General features: G+C 70.5%; 16 protein-coding genes and 1 pseudogene. 16 read left to right on the top strand and 1 reads right to left on the bottom strand.

The window, feature by feature from the left end:
- The first annotated feature begins 112 nt into the window (after positions 1-112).
- The 16 genes and pseudogenes from ABT041_RS15365 (at position 113) to ABT041_RS15290 (ending at position 15524) form a co-directional block, all read left to right on the top strand.
- Positions 113-1045: an ABC transporter permease gene (locus ABT041_RS15365; protein WP_351184476.1), complete on the top strand. Its 933-nt coding sequence runs from the start codon at positions 113-115 to the stop codon at positions 1043-1045.
- Complete coding sequence (locus tag ABT041_RS15360; protein WP_351184149.1) at positions 1038-1991, top strand: ABC transporter permease; 954 nt, start codon at positions 1038-1040, stop codon at positions 1989-1991. The genes ABT041_RS15365 and ABT041_RS15360 overlap by 8 nt, the downstream gene beginning before the upstream one ends.
- Before the next feature lie 14 nt (positions 1992-2005).
- The gene (locus tag ABT041_RS15355) at positions 2006-3064 is read left to right on the top strand and encodes an ABC transporter ATP-binding protein (protein WP_351184147.1); all 1059 of its coding nucleotides are present in this window, start codon (positions 2006-2008) and stop codon (positions 3062-3064) included.
- Positions 3057-4142: an ABC transporter ATP-binding protein gene (locus ABT041_RS15350; protein ID WP_351184145.1), complete on the top strand. Its 1086-nt coding sequence runs from the start codon at positions 3057-3059 to the stop codon at positions 4140-4142. The genes ABT041_RS15355 and ABT041_RS15350 overlap by 8 nt, the downstream gene beginning before the upstream one ends.
- Before the next feature lie 369 nt (positions 4143-4511).
- Positions 4512-4943, top strand: coding sequence for a DUF2690 domain-containing protein (locus ABT041_RS15345; protein ID WP_351184143.1), 432 nt, complete (start codon positions 4512-4514; stop codon positions 4941-4943).
- Positions 4944-4962: 19 nt separating this feature from the next.
- Positions 4963-5373: a DUF2690 domain-containing protein gene (locus tag ABT041_RS15340; protein ID WP_351184141.1), complete on the top strand. Its 411-nt coding sequence runs from the start codon at positions 4963-4965 to the stop codon at positions 5371-5373.
- A gap of 107 nt (positions 5374-5480) precedes the next feature.
- The gene (locus tag ABT041_RS15335) at positions 5481-6551 is read left to right on the top strand and encodes a peptidoglycan recognition protein family protein (protein WP_351184139.1); all 1071 of its coding nucleotides are present in this window, start codon (positions 5481-5483) and stop codon (positions 6549-6551) included.
- 108 nt (positions 6552-6659) lie between these two features.
- Positions 6660-7664, top strand: a complete 1005-nt coding sequence (locus tag ABT041_RS15330; RefSeq protein ID WP_351184137.1) for a penicillin-insensitive murein endopeptidase — start codon at positions 6660-6662, stop codon at positions 7662-7664.
- Positions 7665-7687: 23 nt separating this feature from the next.
- Positions 7688-7975, top strand: a pseudogene (locus ABT041_RS15325) (peptidoglycan-binding domain-containing protein); the annotation flags it as partial.
- A gap of 48 nt (positions 7976-8023) precedes the next feature.
- Positions 8024-8611, top strand: coding sequence for a peptidoglycan-binding domain-containing protein (locus ABT041_RS15320; protein WP_502976493.1), 588 nt, complete (start codon positions 8024-8026; stop codon positions 8609-8611).
- A 114-nt stretch (positions 8612-8725) separates the two neighbouring features.
- Entirely contained in the window at positions 8726-10357 is a 1632-nt protein-coding gene (locus ABT041_RS15315) for a peptide ABC transporter substrate-binding protein (RefSeq protein ID WP_351184135.1), read from the top strand.
- Between the two features lie 92 nt (positions 10358-10449).
- Positions 10450-11373: an ABC transporter permease gene (locus ABT041_RS15310; protein ID WP_351184133.1), complete on the top strand. Its 924-nt coding sequence runs from the start codon at positions 10450-10452 to the stop codon at positions 11371-11373.
- On the top strand, positions 11366-12382 hold the full coding sequence (locus ABT041_RS15305) for an ABC transporter permease (protein ID WP_351184131.1): 1017 nt from the start codon (positions 11366-11368) through the stop codon (positions 12380-12382). Before ABT041_RS15310 ends, ABT041_RS15305 begins: the two co-directional genes overlap by 8 nt.
- Positions 12383-12388: 6 nt before the next feature.
- Positions 12389-13372: an ABC transporter ATP-binding protein gene (locus tag ABT041_RS15300; RefSeq protein ID WP_351184129.1), complete on the top strand. Its 984-nt coding sequence runs from the start codon at positions 12389-12391 to the stop codon at positions 13370-13372.
- The gene (locus tag ABT041_RS15295) at positions 13365-14408 is read left to right on the top strand and encodes an ABC transporter ATP-binding protein (protein WP_351184127.1); all 1044 of its coding nucleotides are present in this window, start codon (positions 13365-13367) and stop codon (positions 14406-14408) included. The genes ABT041_RS15300 and ABT041_RS15295 overlap by 8 nt, the downstream gene beginning before the upstream one ends.
- A 177-nt stretch (positions 14409-14585) precedes the next feature.
- Positions 14586-15524 carry a hypothetical protein gene (locus ABT041_RS15290; protein WP_351184125.1) on the top strand — a complete coding sequence of 313 codons (939 nt, stop codon included), beginning with the start codon at positions 14586-14588 and terminating at the stop codon, positions 15522-15524.
- A 1-nt stretch (position 15525) separates the two neighbouring features.
- Here ABT041_RS15290 and ABT041_RS15285 read toward each other — a convergent pair whose 3' ends face one another.
- A complete protein-coding gene (locus ABT041_RS15285; protein ID WP_351184123.1) occupies positions 15526-17703 on the bottom strand; it encodes a S9 family peptidase in 2178 nt (725 codons plus the stop codon).
- Positions 17704-17827: the final 124 nt, after the last annotated feature.

Raw genomic sequence — 17827 nt, 5'->3', positions numbered from 1 at the left:
GTGCCTTACGCAGCGGCCGGGGGGCCCTTCCACGACATCGGTATGCCCGGATCCGGGCATGCCGTCGCGGGAGGGCCCGTCGGTTGCGCTGACACATCTCAACGGAGGCATGATGGGGCGTTATGTCGCACGACGACTGCTCCAGATGATCCCGGTTTTCCTCGGGACAACCCTGCTGATCTTCCTCATGGTGCACAGCCTGCCCGGCGATCCCGTGCTTGCCATGTTCGGCGACAAGGGCGCCGACCCGGCGACGCTCGCCGCGAAGCGCCATGAGCTGGGTCTCGACAGGTCCTTGCCGGTGCAGTACTTCACGTACATGCGGGACATGGTCCTGCACCTGGACTTCGGCACCCAGATCCGTAACGGACTGCCGGTCACCGAGGTACTGGGTGACGCGTTCCCCATCACTCTCCAGCTGGCCGCTCTCGCGTTCGCCATCGAGCTGGTCTTCGGCATCGGTCTGGGCATCATCGGTGGTCTGCGCGCCGGCCGCCTGGCCGACAACCTGATCCTGATCTTCACCCTGCTGATCATCTCGATCCCGGTCTTCGTCCTCGGCTACATCATCAAGATGGTGTTCGCCTTCAACCTGGAGTGGATCGCACCGAACGTCAGCACCGAGCCGGTCCTGAGCGAGATGATCGCCCCGGCGATCGTCCTCGGCGGTCTCTCCCTCGCGTACGTGGCCCGACTGACCCGTACCTCCATGGCGGAGAACCTGCGCGCCGACTACATGCGCACGGCCGTCGCCAAGGGCCTGCCGCGGCGCCGCGTCATCGGTGTCCACCTGATGCGCAACTCGATGATCCCCGTGGTCACCTTCCTCGGCACCGACATCGGCGCCCTCATGGGCGGCGCGGTCGTCACCGAGGCGATCTTCAACATCCACGGAATCGGCGGCGTCATCGCCGAGTCGATCTCCCGGCGCGAAGGTTCGACCCTGGTGGGCCTCGTCACCATCCTGGTGATCGTCTACCTCGTCACCAGCCTGCTCATCGACCTGCTGTACGCGGTCCTGGACCCGAGGATCCGGTATGCCTGACGTGACCAAGACCGCTGCCGCCGTCGAGGATGCCGTCGCGCCCCCCTCCGTGGACGCGTCCGCTCCGGTGGCCAAGGCGGAGAAGGCCCGTAGCCTCTGGGGCGACGCCTGGGCCGACCTGCGCCGCAACCCGTACTTCATCATCTCGTCGGTCCTGATCGCGCTGCTGCTGCTGATCTCCGCGTGGCCGACCCTCTTCACCAGCGCGTCCCCGACCGCCGGTGACCTGGTCCACCACTTCCTCAGCAAGCCCGAGCTGGGCAAGGTCGGCTCGCCCGACTGGCTGGGCTACGACCAGCAGGGCCGCTCCGTCTACGCCCGCCTGATCCACGGCACCCGCGCCTCGATCATCGTCGGCATCGCGGTCACCGCGATCGTCACGGTCGTCGGCGGCATCATGGGCATGATCTCCGGCTACTTCGGCGGCTGGGTCGACGCGCTGCTCTCCCGGCTCACCGACGTCTTCTTCGGCATCCCCTTCCTGCTCGGCGCCATGGTCGTCCTGCAGGCCTTCGTCGACCGGACCGTCTGGGTCGTCGTCTTCGCCCTCGCGTTCCTCGGCTGGACCCAGATCACCCGCGTCATGCGCGGTGCCGTGATCACGGTCAAGCAGGCCGACTACGTCCACGCGGCCAAGGCCCTCGGCGCCGGGACCACCCGGATCCTGTTCAAGCACATCCTGCCGAACGCCATGGCTCCCGTGATCGTCGTCGCGACGATCGCGCTCGGCGGTTACATCTCGGCCGAGGCCACCCTGTCCTTCCTCGGACTCGGCCTCGCCGCCCCGACCGTCTCCTGGGGTGTCGACATCTCCGCCGGCGTCGCCCAGATCCGTATCGCTCCGCACGTGCTGCTCTGGCCCTCGATCATGCTGAGCCTCACCGTTCTGGCGTTCATCATGCTCGGCGAAGCCGTCCGCAACGCCCTCGACCCCAAGCTGCGCTGAGGAGGGCGTAACAGATGAGCATCACTGACAAGACCGCGGCCGTCCCCGCCCCGCGCGGCGGTTCCGACCACACCGGTCCGCTCCTCGAAGTCAAGGACCTGCACGTCGAGTTCCACACCCGTGACGGTGTGGCCAAGGCGGTCAACGGCGTCAACTACTCGGTGAACGCCGGCGAGACCCTCGCCGTCCTCGGCGAGTCCGGCTCCGGCAAGTCCGTCACCGCCCAGGCCATCATGGGCATCCTCGACATGCCGCCCGGCAAGATCCCGCAGGGCGAGATCCTGTTCCGCGGCGAGGACATGCTGAAGATGTCCGAGGAGGACCGCCGGAAGATCCGCGGCCGGAAGATCGCGATGATCTTCCAGGACGCGCTGTCCTCCCTCAACCCGGTCCTCACCGTCGGCTACCAGCTCGGCGAGATGTTCCGGGTGCACCAGGGCATGTCCAAGAAGGACGCCACGCGCAAGGCCGTCGAGCTGATGGACAAGGTCAAGATCCCCGCCGCCAAGGCGCGGGTCTCGGACTACCCCCACCAGTTCTCCGGCGGTATGCGCCAGCGCATCATGATCGCCATGGCGCTCGCCCTGGAGCCGGACCTGATCATCGCCGACGAGCCCACCACGGCTCTCGACGTGACCGTCCAGGCCCAGGTCATGGACCTCCTCGCGGAGCTCCAGCAGGAATACAACATGGGCCTGATCCTGATCACCCACGACCTCGGCGTCGTCGCCGACGTCGCGGACAAGATCGCCGTGATGTACGCCGGCCGGATCGTCGAGCAGGCGCCGGTGCACGAGCTGTACAAGCGCCCGGCCCACCCGTACACCCGAGGTCTCCTCGACTCGATCCCGCGCCTGGACCAGAAGGGCCAGGAGCTCTACGCGATCAAGGGCCTGCCGCCCAACCTGCTCAAGGTGCCCACCGGCTGCGCCTTCAACCCGCGCTGCCCCAAGGCCGACGACATCTGCCGCACGGAGATCCCGGCCCTGGTGCCGGTCTCCGAGCGGGACGGCGCGGATCTGCCCGGCCGCAAGAGCGCCTGCCACTTCTGGAAGGAGACGATCCATGGCTGACCTCAGCACGAACGACGAGGCCGTGGCCGCCGCCCTCGACGCCCCTGTGGGCCGCGGCGAGCCGATCCTCCAGGTGCGCAACCTGAAGAAGCACTTCCCGCTGACGCAGGGCATCCTCTTCAAGAAGCAGGTCGGCGCGGTCAAGGCCGTGGACGGGGTCTCCTTCGACCTCTACCAGGGCGAGACCCTCGGCATCGTGGGCGAGTCCGGCTGTGGCAAGTCCACGGTCGCCAAGCTCCTGATGAACCTGGAGCGGGCCACCGCCGGCGAGGTCTTCTACAAGGGCCAGGACATCACCAAGCTGTCCGGGCGCGCGCTGAAGGCCGTCCGCCGCAACATCCAGATGGTGTTCCAGGACCCGTACACCTCGCTGAACCCGCGCATGACGGTCGGCGACATCATCGGCGAGCCCTTCGACATCCACCCCGAGGTGGCCCCGAAGGGCGACCGGCGCCGCAAGGTGCAGGAGCTGCTCGACGTCGTCGGTCTGAACCCGGAGTACATCAACCGGTACCCGCACCAGTTCTCCGGCGGCCAGCGCCAGCGCATCGGCATCGCCCGCGGCCTCGCGCTCAACCCGGAGATCATCATCTGCGACGAGCCGGTCTCGGCCCTGGACGTCTCCGTCCAGGCGCAGGTCATCAACCTGATGGGGAAGCTCCAGGACGAGTTCAACCTCTCCTACATCTTCATCGCGCACGACCTGTCGATCGTCCGGCACATCTCGGACCGCGTCGGCGTCATGTACCTCGGCAAGATGGCCGAGATCGGTACGGACGAGCAGATCTACGAGCACCCGACGCACCCGTACACCCAGGCGCTGCTCTCCGCGGTGCCGGTGCCGGACCCGGAGGCCCGCGCGCACCGCGAGCGGATCATCCTCACCGGCGACGTCCCCTCGCCGGCCAACCCGCCGTCGGGCTGCAGCTTCCGCACCCGCTGCTGGAAGGCGCAGGAGAAGTGCTCGCAGGAGGTGCCGGTCCTCGCGATCCCGCAGCGCTTCCAGGGCGAGGACACCCCGGCCGCGCACTTCTCGGCGTGCCACTTCGCCGAGGAGAAGCAGGTCCTTTCGGTCTGACCCTTTCGGCCTGACCCGACCCGGAGCCCGAGAGGCCCCCGCCACCCGCAAGGGTGGCGGGGGCCTTCGCCGTTCCCGGCCCCCGTCCGTCCCGCGCGGTGCCGACGCGCGACGGGAACGTCCCGCGGGACGGGCGTACGGGAGTCCCGTTCCCGTCCCGCGTCCCCCGGCCCGTCCCGTGCCCCGCGGGACGCCGCCTCCCGTCCGTGCCCCTGCCTCGGCCGTCGACGGCGCCCCGTCCCACCGGGCCCGCGCACGGGACGGCCCGGTCCGACGGGACAGCACGGACAGCGGGCGGGACTGGCAGCGTGTGCCGCGGCGCAGCACAACTGCCGCCCACCGCCTACTACTTCAGGACCAGGGGTCACCGTGAAAGCACTCACCCGCAAGCTCGCCACCGTCGGCTCGGCCCTCGCGATGGCCGGATCGAGCCTCCTGCTCGCCTCGTCGCCGGCCTCGGCCGCGACGTACTGCTACGCGTCCAGCTGCCAGGGTCTGGACCCGGCCACCACGATCTGTCAGAACGACGCGCGGACCGTCGCCACTTCAGGCTGGAGCAACCTGGAGCTCCGCTACAGCCCCACCTGCCGGGCGGCCTGGGCGCGCCTCGCCAACGGCGGCTCGGAGGGCAAGTACGTCACCGTGAGCCGCAGCGACGGCAACGGGGCCTACTCGACGCACTACTACGGCAACGGTGCCACCGTCTGGACCGCGATGGTGAACGACGCGGGCATCACCTCCAGGGCCTGCGAGTACTGGGACAACGGCTCCGGCTACTACGACTGCACGGGCTGGTACTAGGAAGCGGGGGAGCGCTCTCGTGAACACCCTCACCCGCAAGCTCGCCACCGCCGGCTCGGCCCTCGCCCTCGCCGCGTCCGGCCTGCTGTTCGCCTCCTCCCCGGCCTCCGCCGCGACGTACTGCTACGGGCCGTCCTGCACGGGCCTCGACCCGGCCACCTCGATCTGCCAGAACGACGCCCGCACCGTCGCGAGGAACAGCATCGGCACCGAGCTCCGCTACAGCCCGACCTGCCGGTCCGCCTGGGCGCGTCAGAGCAGCAACTCGTCCATGATCATCTGGGTCGAGAGCAACACCGGTCTGTACGAGGAGGCCCGCTACACCGGCAGCGGCACCGTGTGGACCACGATGATCGACGACAAGGGCATCATCGACCGCGCCTGCGGCTACATCACGGGATTCGAGTGGAACTGCACGTCGTGGTACTAGCCTCCGGGGCGCTCGTCCGCCACCTCGCGACCGCCGCTTCGGCCCTCGTGCTCGACACCGCCGTGACCCACTGCACCGACAGCCACTGAGGTGAGGAACGCACCGTCATGACCCCTGTCAGAGAACCGAATTCCCGCCGGAGCTTCCTCGCCGGCGGCCTCGCGCTCGGCGCCGCGTCCCTGCTGCCCCTGGGGGCTGCGGGCCCGGCGCGCGCCGCGACCGGGCCCGTCATCGCGGACACCACCGCGTGGGGCGCCCGCCCGGCGAGCAGCCCCGTGAAGGTGCTGTCGACCCCGCCGCAGAAGATCATCGTGCACCACACGGACACTCCCAACACCACCGACTACTCGCAGGCCCAGGCCTTCCAGCTCGCCCGCTCCATGCAGGACTGGGCGATGGACACGCGCCAATGGATCGACACGGGCCAGCACTTCACCGTCTCGCGCGGCGCGTACGTCCTGGAGGGCCGGCACAGCAGCCTCACCGCGCTCCAGGGCGGCACCCAGACCGTGGAGTCGGCGCACTGCACCGGGCAGAACACCGTCGCCATCGGCATCGAGAACGAGGGCACGTACAGCACCGTCGACCCGCGCGGCGAGCAGTACGCGGCGCTCGTCGAGCTGTGCGCGTACATCTGCCGCCAGTACGGGCTGCGCGCCTACCAGATCTACGGGCACCGGGACTTCAACGCCACCCTGTGCCCCGGCGACCGCCTGTACGCGCTGCTCCCGCAGCTGCGGCGGGACGTCGCCGCCCGCGTCGGCGGCGACCCGACGGCCCCCGTGTGGCCGCTGCTGCACAACGGCGACGCGGGCGACCGGGTCCGCGCGCTCCAGCACCTCCTCGTGAGGCGCGGTGCCACGATCACCGTGGACGGCAGCTTCGGCCCCGCCACCGAGCAGGCCGTACGGGACTTCCAGTCGCTCGTGCACGCCACGTACGACGGCTACGCGGGCAACCAGACCTGGCACCAGCTGGTGGCGCCCGTACGGCAGGGCGACACCGGCGCCGCGGTCCAGACCGTCCAGCTGCTGCTCACCGCCAAGGGCGTCCCCACCGCCCAGGACGGCGTCTTCGGCCCCGGCACCCTGGCCTCGGTCGTCTCCTTCCAGAACGCCGCCGGGCTGCCCGCCGACGGCGTCGCCGACGCGCGCACCTTCAGCCGCCTCCTCGCCTGAACGCCGTTGCAGGGGTCTGCACGCGCCTGGGTAGGCGTCTGCAGGCGCCTGGGTAGGCACCCGAACGCACCTGAAGTCCACCCACCGACACAGGAGGAGTCCACCGTCATGCCGTCGACCATCCGGTCGTTCCGCCCCCTGCGCGGGCCGGTCCCGCTCGCGGCCCTCGCCGCCCTCGCCGCGCTGCTCGTGCTCATCGGCCTGGGCGCGCCCGCGCACGCCTTCTCGGGCGCGTTCGTCCCCACCCAGAGCAAGGGCAACCGGGGCTCGGACGTCACCGCCCTCCAGTACCTCCTCAACGGCCAGGGCGCGCAGCTCTCCGCCGACGGCGTCTTCGGCTCCGGGACCGACACCGCCGTCCGCTCCTTCCAGTCCTCCCACGGCCTCGCCGCGGACGGCATCGTCGGCCCGAACACCTGGCGGGCGCTGACCCCGACCGTCCGGGAGGGCAGCCAGGGCGAGGCCGTGAAGGCCGTCCAGTACCTGCTCAACGCCAAGCGCGGGGCGGGCCTCTCGGTCGACGGCGCCTTCGGCCCCGGCACCGCCTCGGCCGTCCGCACCTTCCAGAGCCACGCCGGCCTCGGCGCGGACGGCATCGTCGGCCCGGACACCTGGACCAACCTGCTCTGGCACTACGAGTACGCCGACTACAACGCCGGCACCCTGTGCAACCAGAACCCCGACGGCAACAGCTCCGCCGACTGGGGCACCGCCGCCGCCATCGGCCAGCTGGAGGCGGGCGCCCGCACCTTCGCCGCCCTCGGGCGGGGCAAGGTCCCGGTCGGCGACATCTCCTTCGAGCACGGCGGCTCCATCTCCGGCCACGCCAGCCACCAGGTCGGCCTGGACGCCGACTTCTGGCCCGTGCGCACCGACTCGGCGCAGTGCACCGGCTCCCGGATCACCTGGGACTCGGGCAGCTACGACCGTGCCGCCACCCGCGAGCTGGTCAAGGCCATGCGCGCCGCCGCCCCGGGCCACGTCAAGTTCATCTACTTCAACGACCCGCAGCTGATCGCGGAGGGGCTGACCGTCCAGTACCCCAACCACGACAACCACCTCCACATCCGTTACTGCGAGCCGGTCCACCCCGACGCGAACTACCAGTGCTGACACGAGAGGTCGAGGATCCCGCCATGACACTCGCGAGAAGACTGCCCGGCCTCGCGGCCGCGCTGCTCGCCGCCCTCGTCACCGCCCTGGTGGCCGGCGTGCTCCAGGCCGCCCCCGCCCTCGCCGCCGACTGGCCGCTGGTCAGGAAGGGCAACACCGGCGCCCAGGTGACCACCGTCCAGCACCTGCTGACCGCCCGCGGCTACGCCACCTCCGCCGACGGCGTCTTCGGCGACGGCACCGAGTCCAAGGTCCGCGGCTTCCAGAGCGCGAGCGGCCTGTCCGCGGACGGCATCGTCGGCGCCGACACCTGGTCCAGGCTGATCGTCACCGTCCGCAAGGGCGACAACGGCTCCGCGGTGAAGGCCGCGCAGACGCAGCTCAACCGGTACGGGGCGGGGCTCGCCGTCGACGGCGCCTTCGGCGACGGCACCGACGGCAAGGTCCGCAGCTTCCAGTCCTCCCACGGCCTCGACGCGGACGGCATCGTCGGCCCGGACACCTGGCGCGCCCTGGTCACCGGCTCCTCCGGCGGCAGCGGCGGCAGCAGCGGCCTGCTGACCCACGCCCAGGCCGCCGCCCTCTTCACCGCGGCCGGCATCACCTGGAGCTCCTCGGGCAACTGCTCCGACCGCTACAGCAGCAGCTGCACCTCCTTCGACGGCCTGCGCCAGGCCTCCGCCGACGGCGCCGTGGCCCTGCGCCGGGCGAGCGGCTGCGCCATGAACATCACCGGCGGCACCGAGACGGGCCACGCGAGCGGCACGTACAGCCACTGGAACGGCTACAAGCTGGACTTCGCGATGTCGAGCTGCCTGACCGGCTACATCACCGGGAACTTCCCCTACTCCGGCCAGCGGGGCGACGGCGCCGCCCTCTACACCGCTCCCTCGGGCAACATCTACGCCAACGAGGGCAACCACTGGGACGTGACCTTCCTGAACTGAGCCGAAACCGACCCGGGGCGACGCAACCCGGACAGCGGTCGCCGAGATGCGACCCTGTCCGGGTTGCGGTGATATGGGGGCCTAAGTCTCGGCAAGACCATCGGGAGGCACTCCATGCGCGGAGCCACACACGCCAAGTGGGCCGCACTGGCCACCGCCGTCGCCCTCGCGGCGACGGCCTGTGGCAGCGACGACAGCGGCGGTGGTGGTGGCGGAGGGGCCGACGGCATCGTGAGTTCCTCGTGGGGCGACCCGCAGAACCCGCTGGAGCCCGCCAACACGAACGAGGTCCAGGGCGGCAAGGTCCTGTCCATGATCTTCCGCGGGCTCAAGCAGTACGACCCGAAGACCGGCGAGGCCAAGGACATGCTCGCCGAGAAGATCGAGACCACGGACTCGCAGAACTTCACCATCACGGTCAAGGACGGCTGGACGTTCTCCAACGGCGAGAAGGTCACCGCGAAGTCCTTCGTGGACGCCTGGAACTACGGCGCCAGTCTGAAGAACAACCAGAAGAACGCGTTCTTCTTCGGCCAGATCGAGGGCTACGACAAGGTCCACCCCGACAAGGGCGAGCCCACCGCCGAGACCATGTCCGGCCTCAAGGTGACCGGCACGCAGACCTTCACGGTCAAGCTCACCCAGAAGTTCTCCACCTGGCCCGTCACCCTCGGCTACGCGGCCTTCTCGCCGCTGCCCCAGGCCTTCTTCAGCGACCACGCCGGCTGGCTCTCGAAGCCCGTCGGCAACGGCCCGTACACGGTCGACTCGTACTCCAAGGGCTCCCAGATGTCCCTGAAGCGCTGGGACGCCTACCCCGGCCCCGACAAGGCCCAGAACGGCGGCATCACCCTCAAGGTCTACACGGACAACAACACCGCCTACACGGACCTGACGGCCGGCAACCTCGACCTCGTCGACGACGTGCCCGCCTCGCAGCTCAAGAACGTCGAGTCCGACCTCGGCGGCCGGTACATCAACGTGCCCGCCGGCATCATCCAGACCCTCTCCTTCCCGTTCTACGACCCCGCGTGGAACAAGCCGGGCCAGGAGAAGCTCCGGCAGGGCCTCTCCATGGCGATCAACCGCCAGCAGATCACCGAGACGATCTTCCAGAAGACCCGCACCCCCGCCGTCGACTGGACCTCCCCGGTGCTCGGCTCGGAGGGCGGCTACAAGGACGTCTGCGGGGACTTCTGCAAGTACGACGCGGCCCAGGCCAAGAAGCTCGTCGCCGAGGGCGGCGGCATCCCCGGCGGCACGATGACGATCTCGTACAACGCCGACACCGGCTCCCACAAGGAGTGGGTGGACGCCGTCTGCAACTCCATCAACAACGCACTCGGCAACAACAAGGCCTGCGTCGGCAACCCGATCGGCACCTTCGCCGACTTCCGCAGCCAGGCCAGCACCCAGAAGCTGAAGGGCCCGTTCCGGGCCGGCTGGCAGATGGACTACCCGCTCATCCAGAACTTCCTCCAGCCGCTGTACTACACCAACGCCTCGTCGAACGACGGCAAGTACTCCAACCCCGAGTTCGACAAGCTGGTCAACCAGGCCAACGCCGAGTCCGACATCAACAAGGCCGTCGGGCTCTTCCAGCAGGCCGAGGGAGTCCTCCGCGACGACATGGGTGCCATCCCGCTCTGGTACCAGAACGGCAGCGCCGGCTACTCGGACCGGGTCAGCAACGTGACCCTGAACCCCTTCAGCGTCCCGGTCTACGACCAGATCAAGGTGAAGTGACGCCGTAGCAGTACGACGGTGTACGGCCCGGGCCGCGGATCACCGCTCCGGGCCGTACGCCGTCCCGCAACCCACCCTTCCTGGAGGCCTCCGTGGGTCGATACGTGATCCGGCGGCTGCTGCAGATGATCCCGGTCTTCTTCGGCGCCACGCTGTTGATCTTCCTGATGGTGAACGTGATGGGCGACCCCATCGCCGGCCTCTGCGGCGACCGCGCCTGCGACCCGGCCACCGCCGCCCAGCTGGAGAAGGAGTTCGGCCTCGACAAGCCGGTCTGGCAGCAATACCTGACCTACATGGGCAACGTCTTCACCGGCGACTTCGGCACCGCCTTCAACGGCCAGCCCGTCACCGAGCTGATGGCCGACGCCTTCCCGGTCACCATCAGGCTCACCATCGTCGCGATCATCTTCGAGATCGTCATCGGCATCAGCCTCGGTGTCGTCACCGGCCTCAAGCGCGGCCGCCCCGTCGACACCACCGTCCTGCTGCTGACCCTCGTCGTCCTCTCCATCCCCACCTTCGTCACCGGCCTGCTCGTCCAGTACCTCCTGGGTGTCGAATGGGGCTGGATCAATCCGGCCGTCTCTCCCGAAGCGACCTTCGACGAGCTCATCGTCCCCGGCCTGGTCCTCGCCTCCGTCTCCCTCGCGTACGTCACCCGGCTCACCCGGACCTCGATCGCCGAGAACAAGCGCGCCGACTACGTCCGCACCGCCGTCGCCAAGGGCCTGCCCCGCCGCCGGGTCATCAGCCGCCATCTGCTGCGCAACAGCCTCATCCCCGTGGTGACCTTCATCGGCGCCGACGTCGGCGCGCTCATGGGCGGCGCGATCGTCACCGAACGGATCTTCAACATCCATGGCGTCGGCTACCAGCTCTACCAGGGCATCGTCCGCCAGAACACCCAGACGGTCGTCGGCTTCGTGACCATCCTCGTCCTGGTGTTCCTGCTGGCCAACCTCCTGGTCGACCTCCTGTACGCCGTCCTTGACCCGAGGATTCGCTATGCCTGAGCCGTTTGAGCCGCTTGAGTCGTACGGAGAGGAAGGGCGTGCCATCGCCTCCACCGGCGCGGGGGGCGCTTCCGACTTCGGCACGGCGGAGGCGGAGACCCTCGAACAGAGTCCGTCAGCCGCCTCCGGCGGAGGGGCTCCCGCAGGAACCGGCGCCGACAAGAAGCCCCGCTCCCTCTGGTCCGACGCCTGGCACGACCTGCGTCGCAACCCGATCTTCATCATCTCCGGGCTCGTCATCCTCTTCCTGGTGATCATCTCCATCTGGCCCTCGCTGATCGCCTCCGGAGACCCCCTGGACTGCGACCTGTCCAAGGCCCAGGAAGGCTCCCAGCCCGGCCACCCCTTCGGCTTCAACGGCCAGGGCTGCGACGTCTACACCCGGGTCGTCTACGGAGCCCGGACCTCCGTCACCGTCGGCGTCTGCGCCACCCTCGGCGTCGCGATCTTCGGCAGCATCCTCGGCGGACTCGCCGGCTTCTTCGGCGGCGGCTGGGACGGCTTCCTGTCCCGGATCACCGACGTCTTCTTCGCGATCCCCGTCGTCCTGGGCGGCCTGGTCTTCCTGTCCGTGGTGTCCAGCGCCACCGTCTGGCCCGTCATCGGCTTCATGGTGCTCCTCGGCTGGCCGCAGGTCTCCCGCATCGCCCGCGGCTCCGTCATCACCGCCAAACAGAACGACTACGTCCAGGCGGCCCGGGCCCTCGGCGCCTCCAACTCCCGGATGCTGCTCCGGCACATCACGCCGAACGCCGTCGCCCCGGTCATCGTCGTCGCCACCATCGCCCTCGGCACGTACATCGCGCTCGAAGCGACCCTGTCGTACCTCGGCGTCGGACTGAAGCCGCCGACGGTCTCCTGGGGCATCGACATCTCGTCGGCGTCGCAGTACGTCCGCAACGCGCCCCACATGCTGCTCTGGCCGGCCGGAGCGCTCGCGATCACCGTGCTGGCGTTCATCATGCTCGGCGACGCGGTGCGCGACGCCCTCGACCCCAAGCTGAGGTAGGGACCCATGCTGCTCGAAGTGCGCGACCTGCACGTGGAGTTCCACACCCGGGAGGGGGTGGCCAAGGCGGTCAACGGCGTCAACTACTCCGTCGACGCGGGGGAGACGCTCGCCGTCCTCGGCGAGTCCGGCTCCGGCAAGTCCGTCACCGCCCAGGCCGTCATGGGCATCCTCGACATCCCGCCGGGGAAGATCAGCGGCGGCGAGATCCTCTTCCAGGGCCAGGACCTCCTGAAGCTCAAGGAGGACGAGCGGCGCAAGGTCCGCGGCGCCAAGATGGCGATGATCTTCCAGGACGCGCTGTCCTCGCTCAACCCCGTCCTGAGCGTCGGCGAACAGCTCGGCGAGATGTTCGTCGTCCACCGCGGCATGTCGAAGAAGGACGCCCGCGCCAAGGCCGTCGAACTCATGGACCGGGTCCGCATCCCCGCCGCCAAGGAACGCGTCGGCCAGTACCCCCACCAGTTCTCCGGCGGCATGCGCCAGCGCATCATGATCGCGATGGCGCTCGCCCTCGAACCCGAGCTGATCATCGCCGACGAGCCCACCACCGCCCTCGACGTCACCGTCCAGGCCCAGGTCATGGACCTCCTCGCCGAGCTCCAGCGCGAGCTCAACATGGGCCTCATCCTCATCACCCACGACCTCGGTGTCGTCGCCGACGTCGCCGACAAGATCGCCGTCATGTACGCGGGGAAGATCGTCGAACGGGCGCCCGTCCACGAGATCTACAAGGCCCCCGCCCACCCCTACACCCGGGGTCTGCTCGACTCCATCCCGCGCCTCGACCAGAAGGGCCAGGAGCTCTACGCCATCAAGGGCCTTCCGCCCAACCTCCTCGCCATCCCGTCCGGCTGCTCCTTCAACCCGCGCTGCCCGCTCGCCAGGGACCGCTGCCGCACCGACGTGCCGCCGCTGTACGAGGTGACCGAGTCCCCGGTGCCGCGCGCCAGCGCCTGCCACTTCTGGAAGGAGTGCCTCCATGGCTGAGGCCATTCTCGAAGTCCGGGACCTCCACAAGCACTACCCGCTGACCCAGGGGATCCTCTTCAAGAAGCAGGTCGGCGCGGTCAAGGCCGTCGACGGGGTCGACTTCGACCTCGCCGCCGGCGAGACCCTCGGCATCGTCGGCGAATCCGGCTGCGGCAAGTCGACCGTCGCGAAGATGCTGGTCAACCTGGAACGGCCGACCTCCGGCACCATCCGCTACAAGGGCGAGGACCTCACCAAGATGTCCCCGCGCGCCCTCAAGGCCGTCCGCCGCAACATCCAGATGGTCTTCCAGGACCCGTACACCTCGCTCAACCCGCGCATGACGGTCGGCGACATCATCGGCGAGCCGTACGAGATCCATCCCGAGGTCGCGCCCAAGGGCGACCGGCGCCGCAAGGTCCAGGACCTGCTGGACGTCGTCGGCCTCAACCCCGAGTACATCAACCGCTATCCGCACCAGTTCTCCGGCGGTCAGCGCCAGCGCATCGGCATCGCCCGCGGCCTCGCCCTCCAGCCCGAGGTCATCGTCGCGGACGAACCGGTCTCCGCGCTCGACGTCTCCGTCCAGGCGCAGGTCGTCAACCTCCTCGACCGCCTCCAGACCGAGTTCTCCCTGTCGTACGTCTTCATCGCCCACGACCTCTCGATCGTCCGGCACATCTCCGACCGCGTCGGCGTCATGTACCTCGGCCGGATCGTCGAGATCGGCACCGACGCCCAGATCTACGACCACCCCACCCACCCCTACACCCAGGCGCTGCTCTCCGCCGTGCCCGTGCCCGACCCCGAGGCGCGCGCCCACCGCGAGCGGATCCTCCTGTCCGGCGACGTCCCCTCCCCGGCCAACATCCCCTCCGGTTGCCGCTTCCGCACCCGCTGCTGGAAGGCGCAGGAGCGCTGCGCCCTCGAAGTCCCGCTCCTGGCCGTCCCGGCCGTCTTCCGTCTCACGGACAGCCCGGCGAAGCACGACTCGGCCTGCCACTTCGCCGAGGAGAAGCAGGTGGTGCCTCCGGAGGAGCCCCAGGAGCCGTAACGCGCGGGCAACCCGGCGGAATTGGATCCGATATACGGATATTGGATATTGGCACCTGTACGGCCGTGCGGGTGCCGTGAGCCGGCCGGGGCGCGCCATGTCGCCCCGGCCGGCTGCCATCCGACGTTCATGCGGAACCGCTTGTTTCGCTCGGTCGCGACCGTGAGTATCGGGGCCGTGACTGTGACACGACCGGCACGTCTCACCGGCGCCGCGCTCTGCGCCGCGCTCGCCCTCATCGCCGCCGTGTGGATCCTCAAGGACCTCGCCGCGCTCGGGTCGCCCGCCGACCTCGCATGGTACTGGGCCGGGGACCACCACTTCCTGATCCGGGGGCGGTCCACCACCTCCCTGATCGACCCCGTCCTCCTCGCCGTCTACGCCGCCTGCGCCGTCGCCGCCCTCCGCTCACGGCACGCAGGCTCCGCCCTCGCCGCCGCCGGCACGGTCACCCTCGCCCTGCGCCTCCCCGGGGTCTGGGCGGCCGGCAGCGGCGTCCTCGTCACCGCCCTCCTCGAACTGGCCCTGGGCGCCGCACTGGTCCTCACCGCCGCCGTCGGCCGCCGCCCGGCGGACGCCCCGTACGAGCAGGAGCCCACCCGCCCCCGGACCGGCCCCGCCGTCGCCGCCGGGATCCTGCTCGCGCTCGCCGCGCTCTTCACCATCCTGTGGGAGCTGTACTGGGCCGGCGAACTGCCCCTCGAGATCACCGTCGACCGGTTCACCGGCGGCCGCTCCGTCGTGAAACCCGCCCTCGCGCCCCCGCCCGGCTGGCTGTCCGCGATCGCCCTCGGCCTGTACGGCACGGCCGCCGTCTCCTGCCTCGCGCGGGCCCGGCACAGCCGCGCCTTCGGGCTCCTCGCCGCCCTGCTCCTGACGGCGGGCGGCCTCGGCGGGGTCGCCCGCGCCGTCCGGTACGAGACCCTCATCCACCTCGCCGACCTCACCACCGTCGACGGGGCCGACGTCCTCAACTCCGTGTTCGAACTGCTCGCCGGCCTCGCGGTGCTCGTGCTCCTGGCCGGGCGCGGCGCCCCCGCCGCCGTACCCGGCCCGTACCCGACGACCGGGGTGCGTCCCCCGGCCCCGCCCTACCCGACGCCCCCCGGCTGGTGACTCAGCGGGGCAGGCCCAGCGACCGCTTCAGGAAGTCCACCTGGAGCAGCAGCAGGTTCTCCGCGACCTGTTCCTGCGGCGTCATGTGCGTCACCCCCGACAGCGGCAGCACCTCGTGCGGCCGCCCCGCCGCGAGCAGCGCCGAGGAGAGCCGCAGGGCGTGCCCCACCACCACGTTGTCGTCCGCGAGACCGTGCACGACCATCATCGGCCGGGCCGGCTCCTCCGGCGCCGACAGGCCGTCGTCGGTCAGCAGCGACTGCGCCGCGTACACCTCCGGATCGTCCTGCGGGGTGCCGAGGTACCGCTCCGTGTAGTGCGTGTCGTACAGCCGCCAGTCCGTCACCGGCGCCCCGACCACCGCCGCGTGGAAGACGTCCGGCCGCTGGAGCACCGCACGCGCCGCCAGATAGCCGCCGTACGACCAGCCGCGGATCGCCACCCGGTCCAGATCGAACGGGAAGCTCCCGGCCAGCGCCCGCAGCGCCTCCACCTGGTCCTCCAGGGTCGGCGAGAGGTCCCGCAGGATCGACTTCTCCCAGGCGGGGGAGCGGCCCGGCATGCCCCGCCCGTCCGCCACGACCACCGCGAAGCCCTGGTCGGCGAACCACTGCGAGGTCAGGTACGGATTGTGCGCGGCGAGCACCCGCTGCCCGTGCGGACCGCCGTACGGATCCATCAGGACCGGCAGCGGCCCGTCCCCCTCCTCGTACCCCGAGGGCAGCAGCACCGCGCACGGGATGCGCCGGGCCCCCGCCTCGGTCAGGCGGACGCGCGCGGAGATCACCGGCCGCTGGGCGTACGAGGCCACCACCGCCGCCTCCCCGCCGTCCCGCAGCACCCGCGCCACGCTCCCCGGCTCCTCCGGCCGCGCCGACACCAGGACCGTCACCGCGCCCGAGCGCACCGCGCCGTGCACGCCGGCACCCTCCGAGAGCCGCGTGTGCCGCGTCAGCCCCTCCGCGTCCGGCCCGGTCACCCGGTACACATGGATCTCGCCGGTCTCCGGCTCCGCCGCCGCCTCACCCGCCGAGGCCGACACCAGGACGTCGTCCGCGCCGACATCGAGCACCGCCCGGACGTGCAGCTCGGCCCCCGTCCACGCCTCCTCCCCGACGGCCAGGACCCGTGCCCCGCCCTCGTCCGTGACCCGGACGAGCCCGCCGCCCGGCCCCCAGGCCGGCACCCCGTGGTGCAGCTCGAGCCACGCCGGGTCCGCCTCCGTCCGCACGGTCGCGGTCTTCCCCGACTCCGGGTCCACCGTCAGGAACAGCTGCTCCCGCTGGTCCCGGGTCTGCACGAGCAGCAGCGGCGCCCCGGCCGCCGACCAGTGCACCCGCGCCAGGTACGGATACCGCTCCCGGTCCCACACCACCTCCGTACGGGACCCGTCGAGGCCGAGGCAGAAGAGCCGCACCTCCGCGTTGTCCGTCCCCGCCGCCGGGTACCCCACCCGCTGCGGCTCCCGCTCCGGATGCGCCGGGTCCGCGATCCACCAGCGGCGCACCGCCCGGTCGTCCGCGCGCGCCACGAGCAGCCGGTCCGAGTCGGGCGACCACCAGTAGCCGCGCTCCCGGCTCATCTCCTCGGAGGCGATGAATTCGGCCAATCCGTAGGAGACGTGCTCGTCCTCCGGAACGGCCAGCTCCCGGTCGCCCGAACCGTCCGACCCGACCACCCGCAGCGCGCCCTCCGCCACGTACGCCACGAACCGCCCGTCCGGCGAGGGACGCGGGTCGATCACCGGGCCCGGCACCGGAAGCTCCCGCGCCGTCCCCGCCCGCAGCTCCGCCGTGAACAGCCGCCCCGACAGCGCGAACGCCGCCAACTCCACGGCCCCGTCCACCGCGTACGCCACGATCCCCGCCGAGCCCTCCCGGCTCCGCTCCCGACGCGCCCGCTCCTGCGGCGACAACTCCTCCTCCGCGCCCGCGAGCAGCGCCGCCGGATCCGCGGCCACCCGCTCCCCGGGCCGGCCGTCCCGGGGCAGGTCGAGCACCCAGAGCCGGTGCGAACGGTCCGTCCCGGAACCGGATCTGACGAACACCACGCGCTCCCCGTCCGGGGAGACCGAGAAACCACGCGGGACCCCCAGGGTGAACCGCTGGGTCCGGGCGTGCTGACGGGGGAAGGAGAGCCCGGCCGAGGGTGTGGCCGGCTGCTGCGAAGACAAGGTCATGCGGCTGAAACTAGCGCCGTGCGCCCCCCTCGTGCCTCCGTCCGCCGATCGATGCGGCCGCACGGATAGTTATGATCCGTAGCGCTAGGTGGGTATGCATCGGACTGGCATGCCCTCTGGCACA

The sequence above is a fragment of the Streptomyces sp. NPDC002825 genome (assembly GCF_040295385.1).
Lineage (GTDB): Bacteria > Actinomycetota > Actinomycetes > Streptomycetales > Streptomycetaceae > Streptomyces.
Note: the sequence above shows the minus strand (reverse complement) of the source record. Positions and strands in the feature narration are given on the sequence as shown.

Excerpts from the sequence above, each read along its gene's own strand:
- ABT041_RS15365 (WP_351184476.1), top strand. The coding sequence starts at position 113 with ATGGGGCGTTATGTCGCACGACGACTGCTCCAGATGATCCCGGTTTTC.
- ABT041_RS15360 (WP_351184149.1), top strand. The coding sequence starts at position 1,038 with ATGCCTGACGTGACCAAGACCGCTGCCGCCGTCGAGGATGCCGTCGCG.
- ABT041_RS15355 (WP_351184147.1), top strand. The coding sequence starts at position 2,006 with ATGAGCATCACTGACAAGACCGCGGCCGTCCCCGCCCCGCGCGGCGGT.
- ABT041_RS15350 (WP_351184145.1), top strand. The coding sequence starts at position 3,057 with ATGGCTGACCTCAGCACGAACGACGAGGCCGTGGCCGCCGCCCTCGAC.
- ABT041_RS15335 (WP_351184139.1), top strand. The coding sequence starts at position 5,481 with ATGACCCCTGTCAGAGAACCGAATTCCCGCCGGAGCTTCCTCGCCGGC.
- ABT041_RS15330 (WP_351184137.1), top strand. The coding sequence starts at position 6,660 with ATGCCGTCGACCATCCGGTCGTTCCGCCCCCTGCGCGGGCCGGTCCCG.
- ABT041_RS15315 (WP_351184135.1), top strand. The coding sequence starts at position 8,726 with ATGCGCGGAGCCACACACGCCAAGTGGGCCGCACTGGCCACCGCCGTC.
- ABT041_RS15305 (WP_351184131.1), top strand. The coding sequence starts at position 11,366 with ATGCCTGAGCCGTTTGAGCCGCTTGAGTCGTACGGAGAGGAAGGGCGT.
- ABT041_RS15300 (WP_351184129.1), top strand. The coding sequence starts at position 12,389 with ATGCTGCTCGAAGTGCGCGACCTGCACGTGGAGTTCCACACCCGGGAG.
- ABT041_RS15295 (WP_351184127.1), top strand. The coding sequence starts at position 13,365 with ATGGCTGAGGCCATTCTCGAAGTCCGGGACCTCCACAAGCACTACCCG.
- ABT041_RS15285 (WP_351184123.1), bottom strand. The coding sequence starts at position 17,703 with ATGACCTTGTCTTCGCAGCAGCCGGCCACACCCTCGGCCGGGCTCTCC.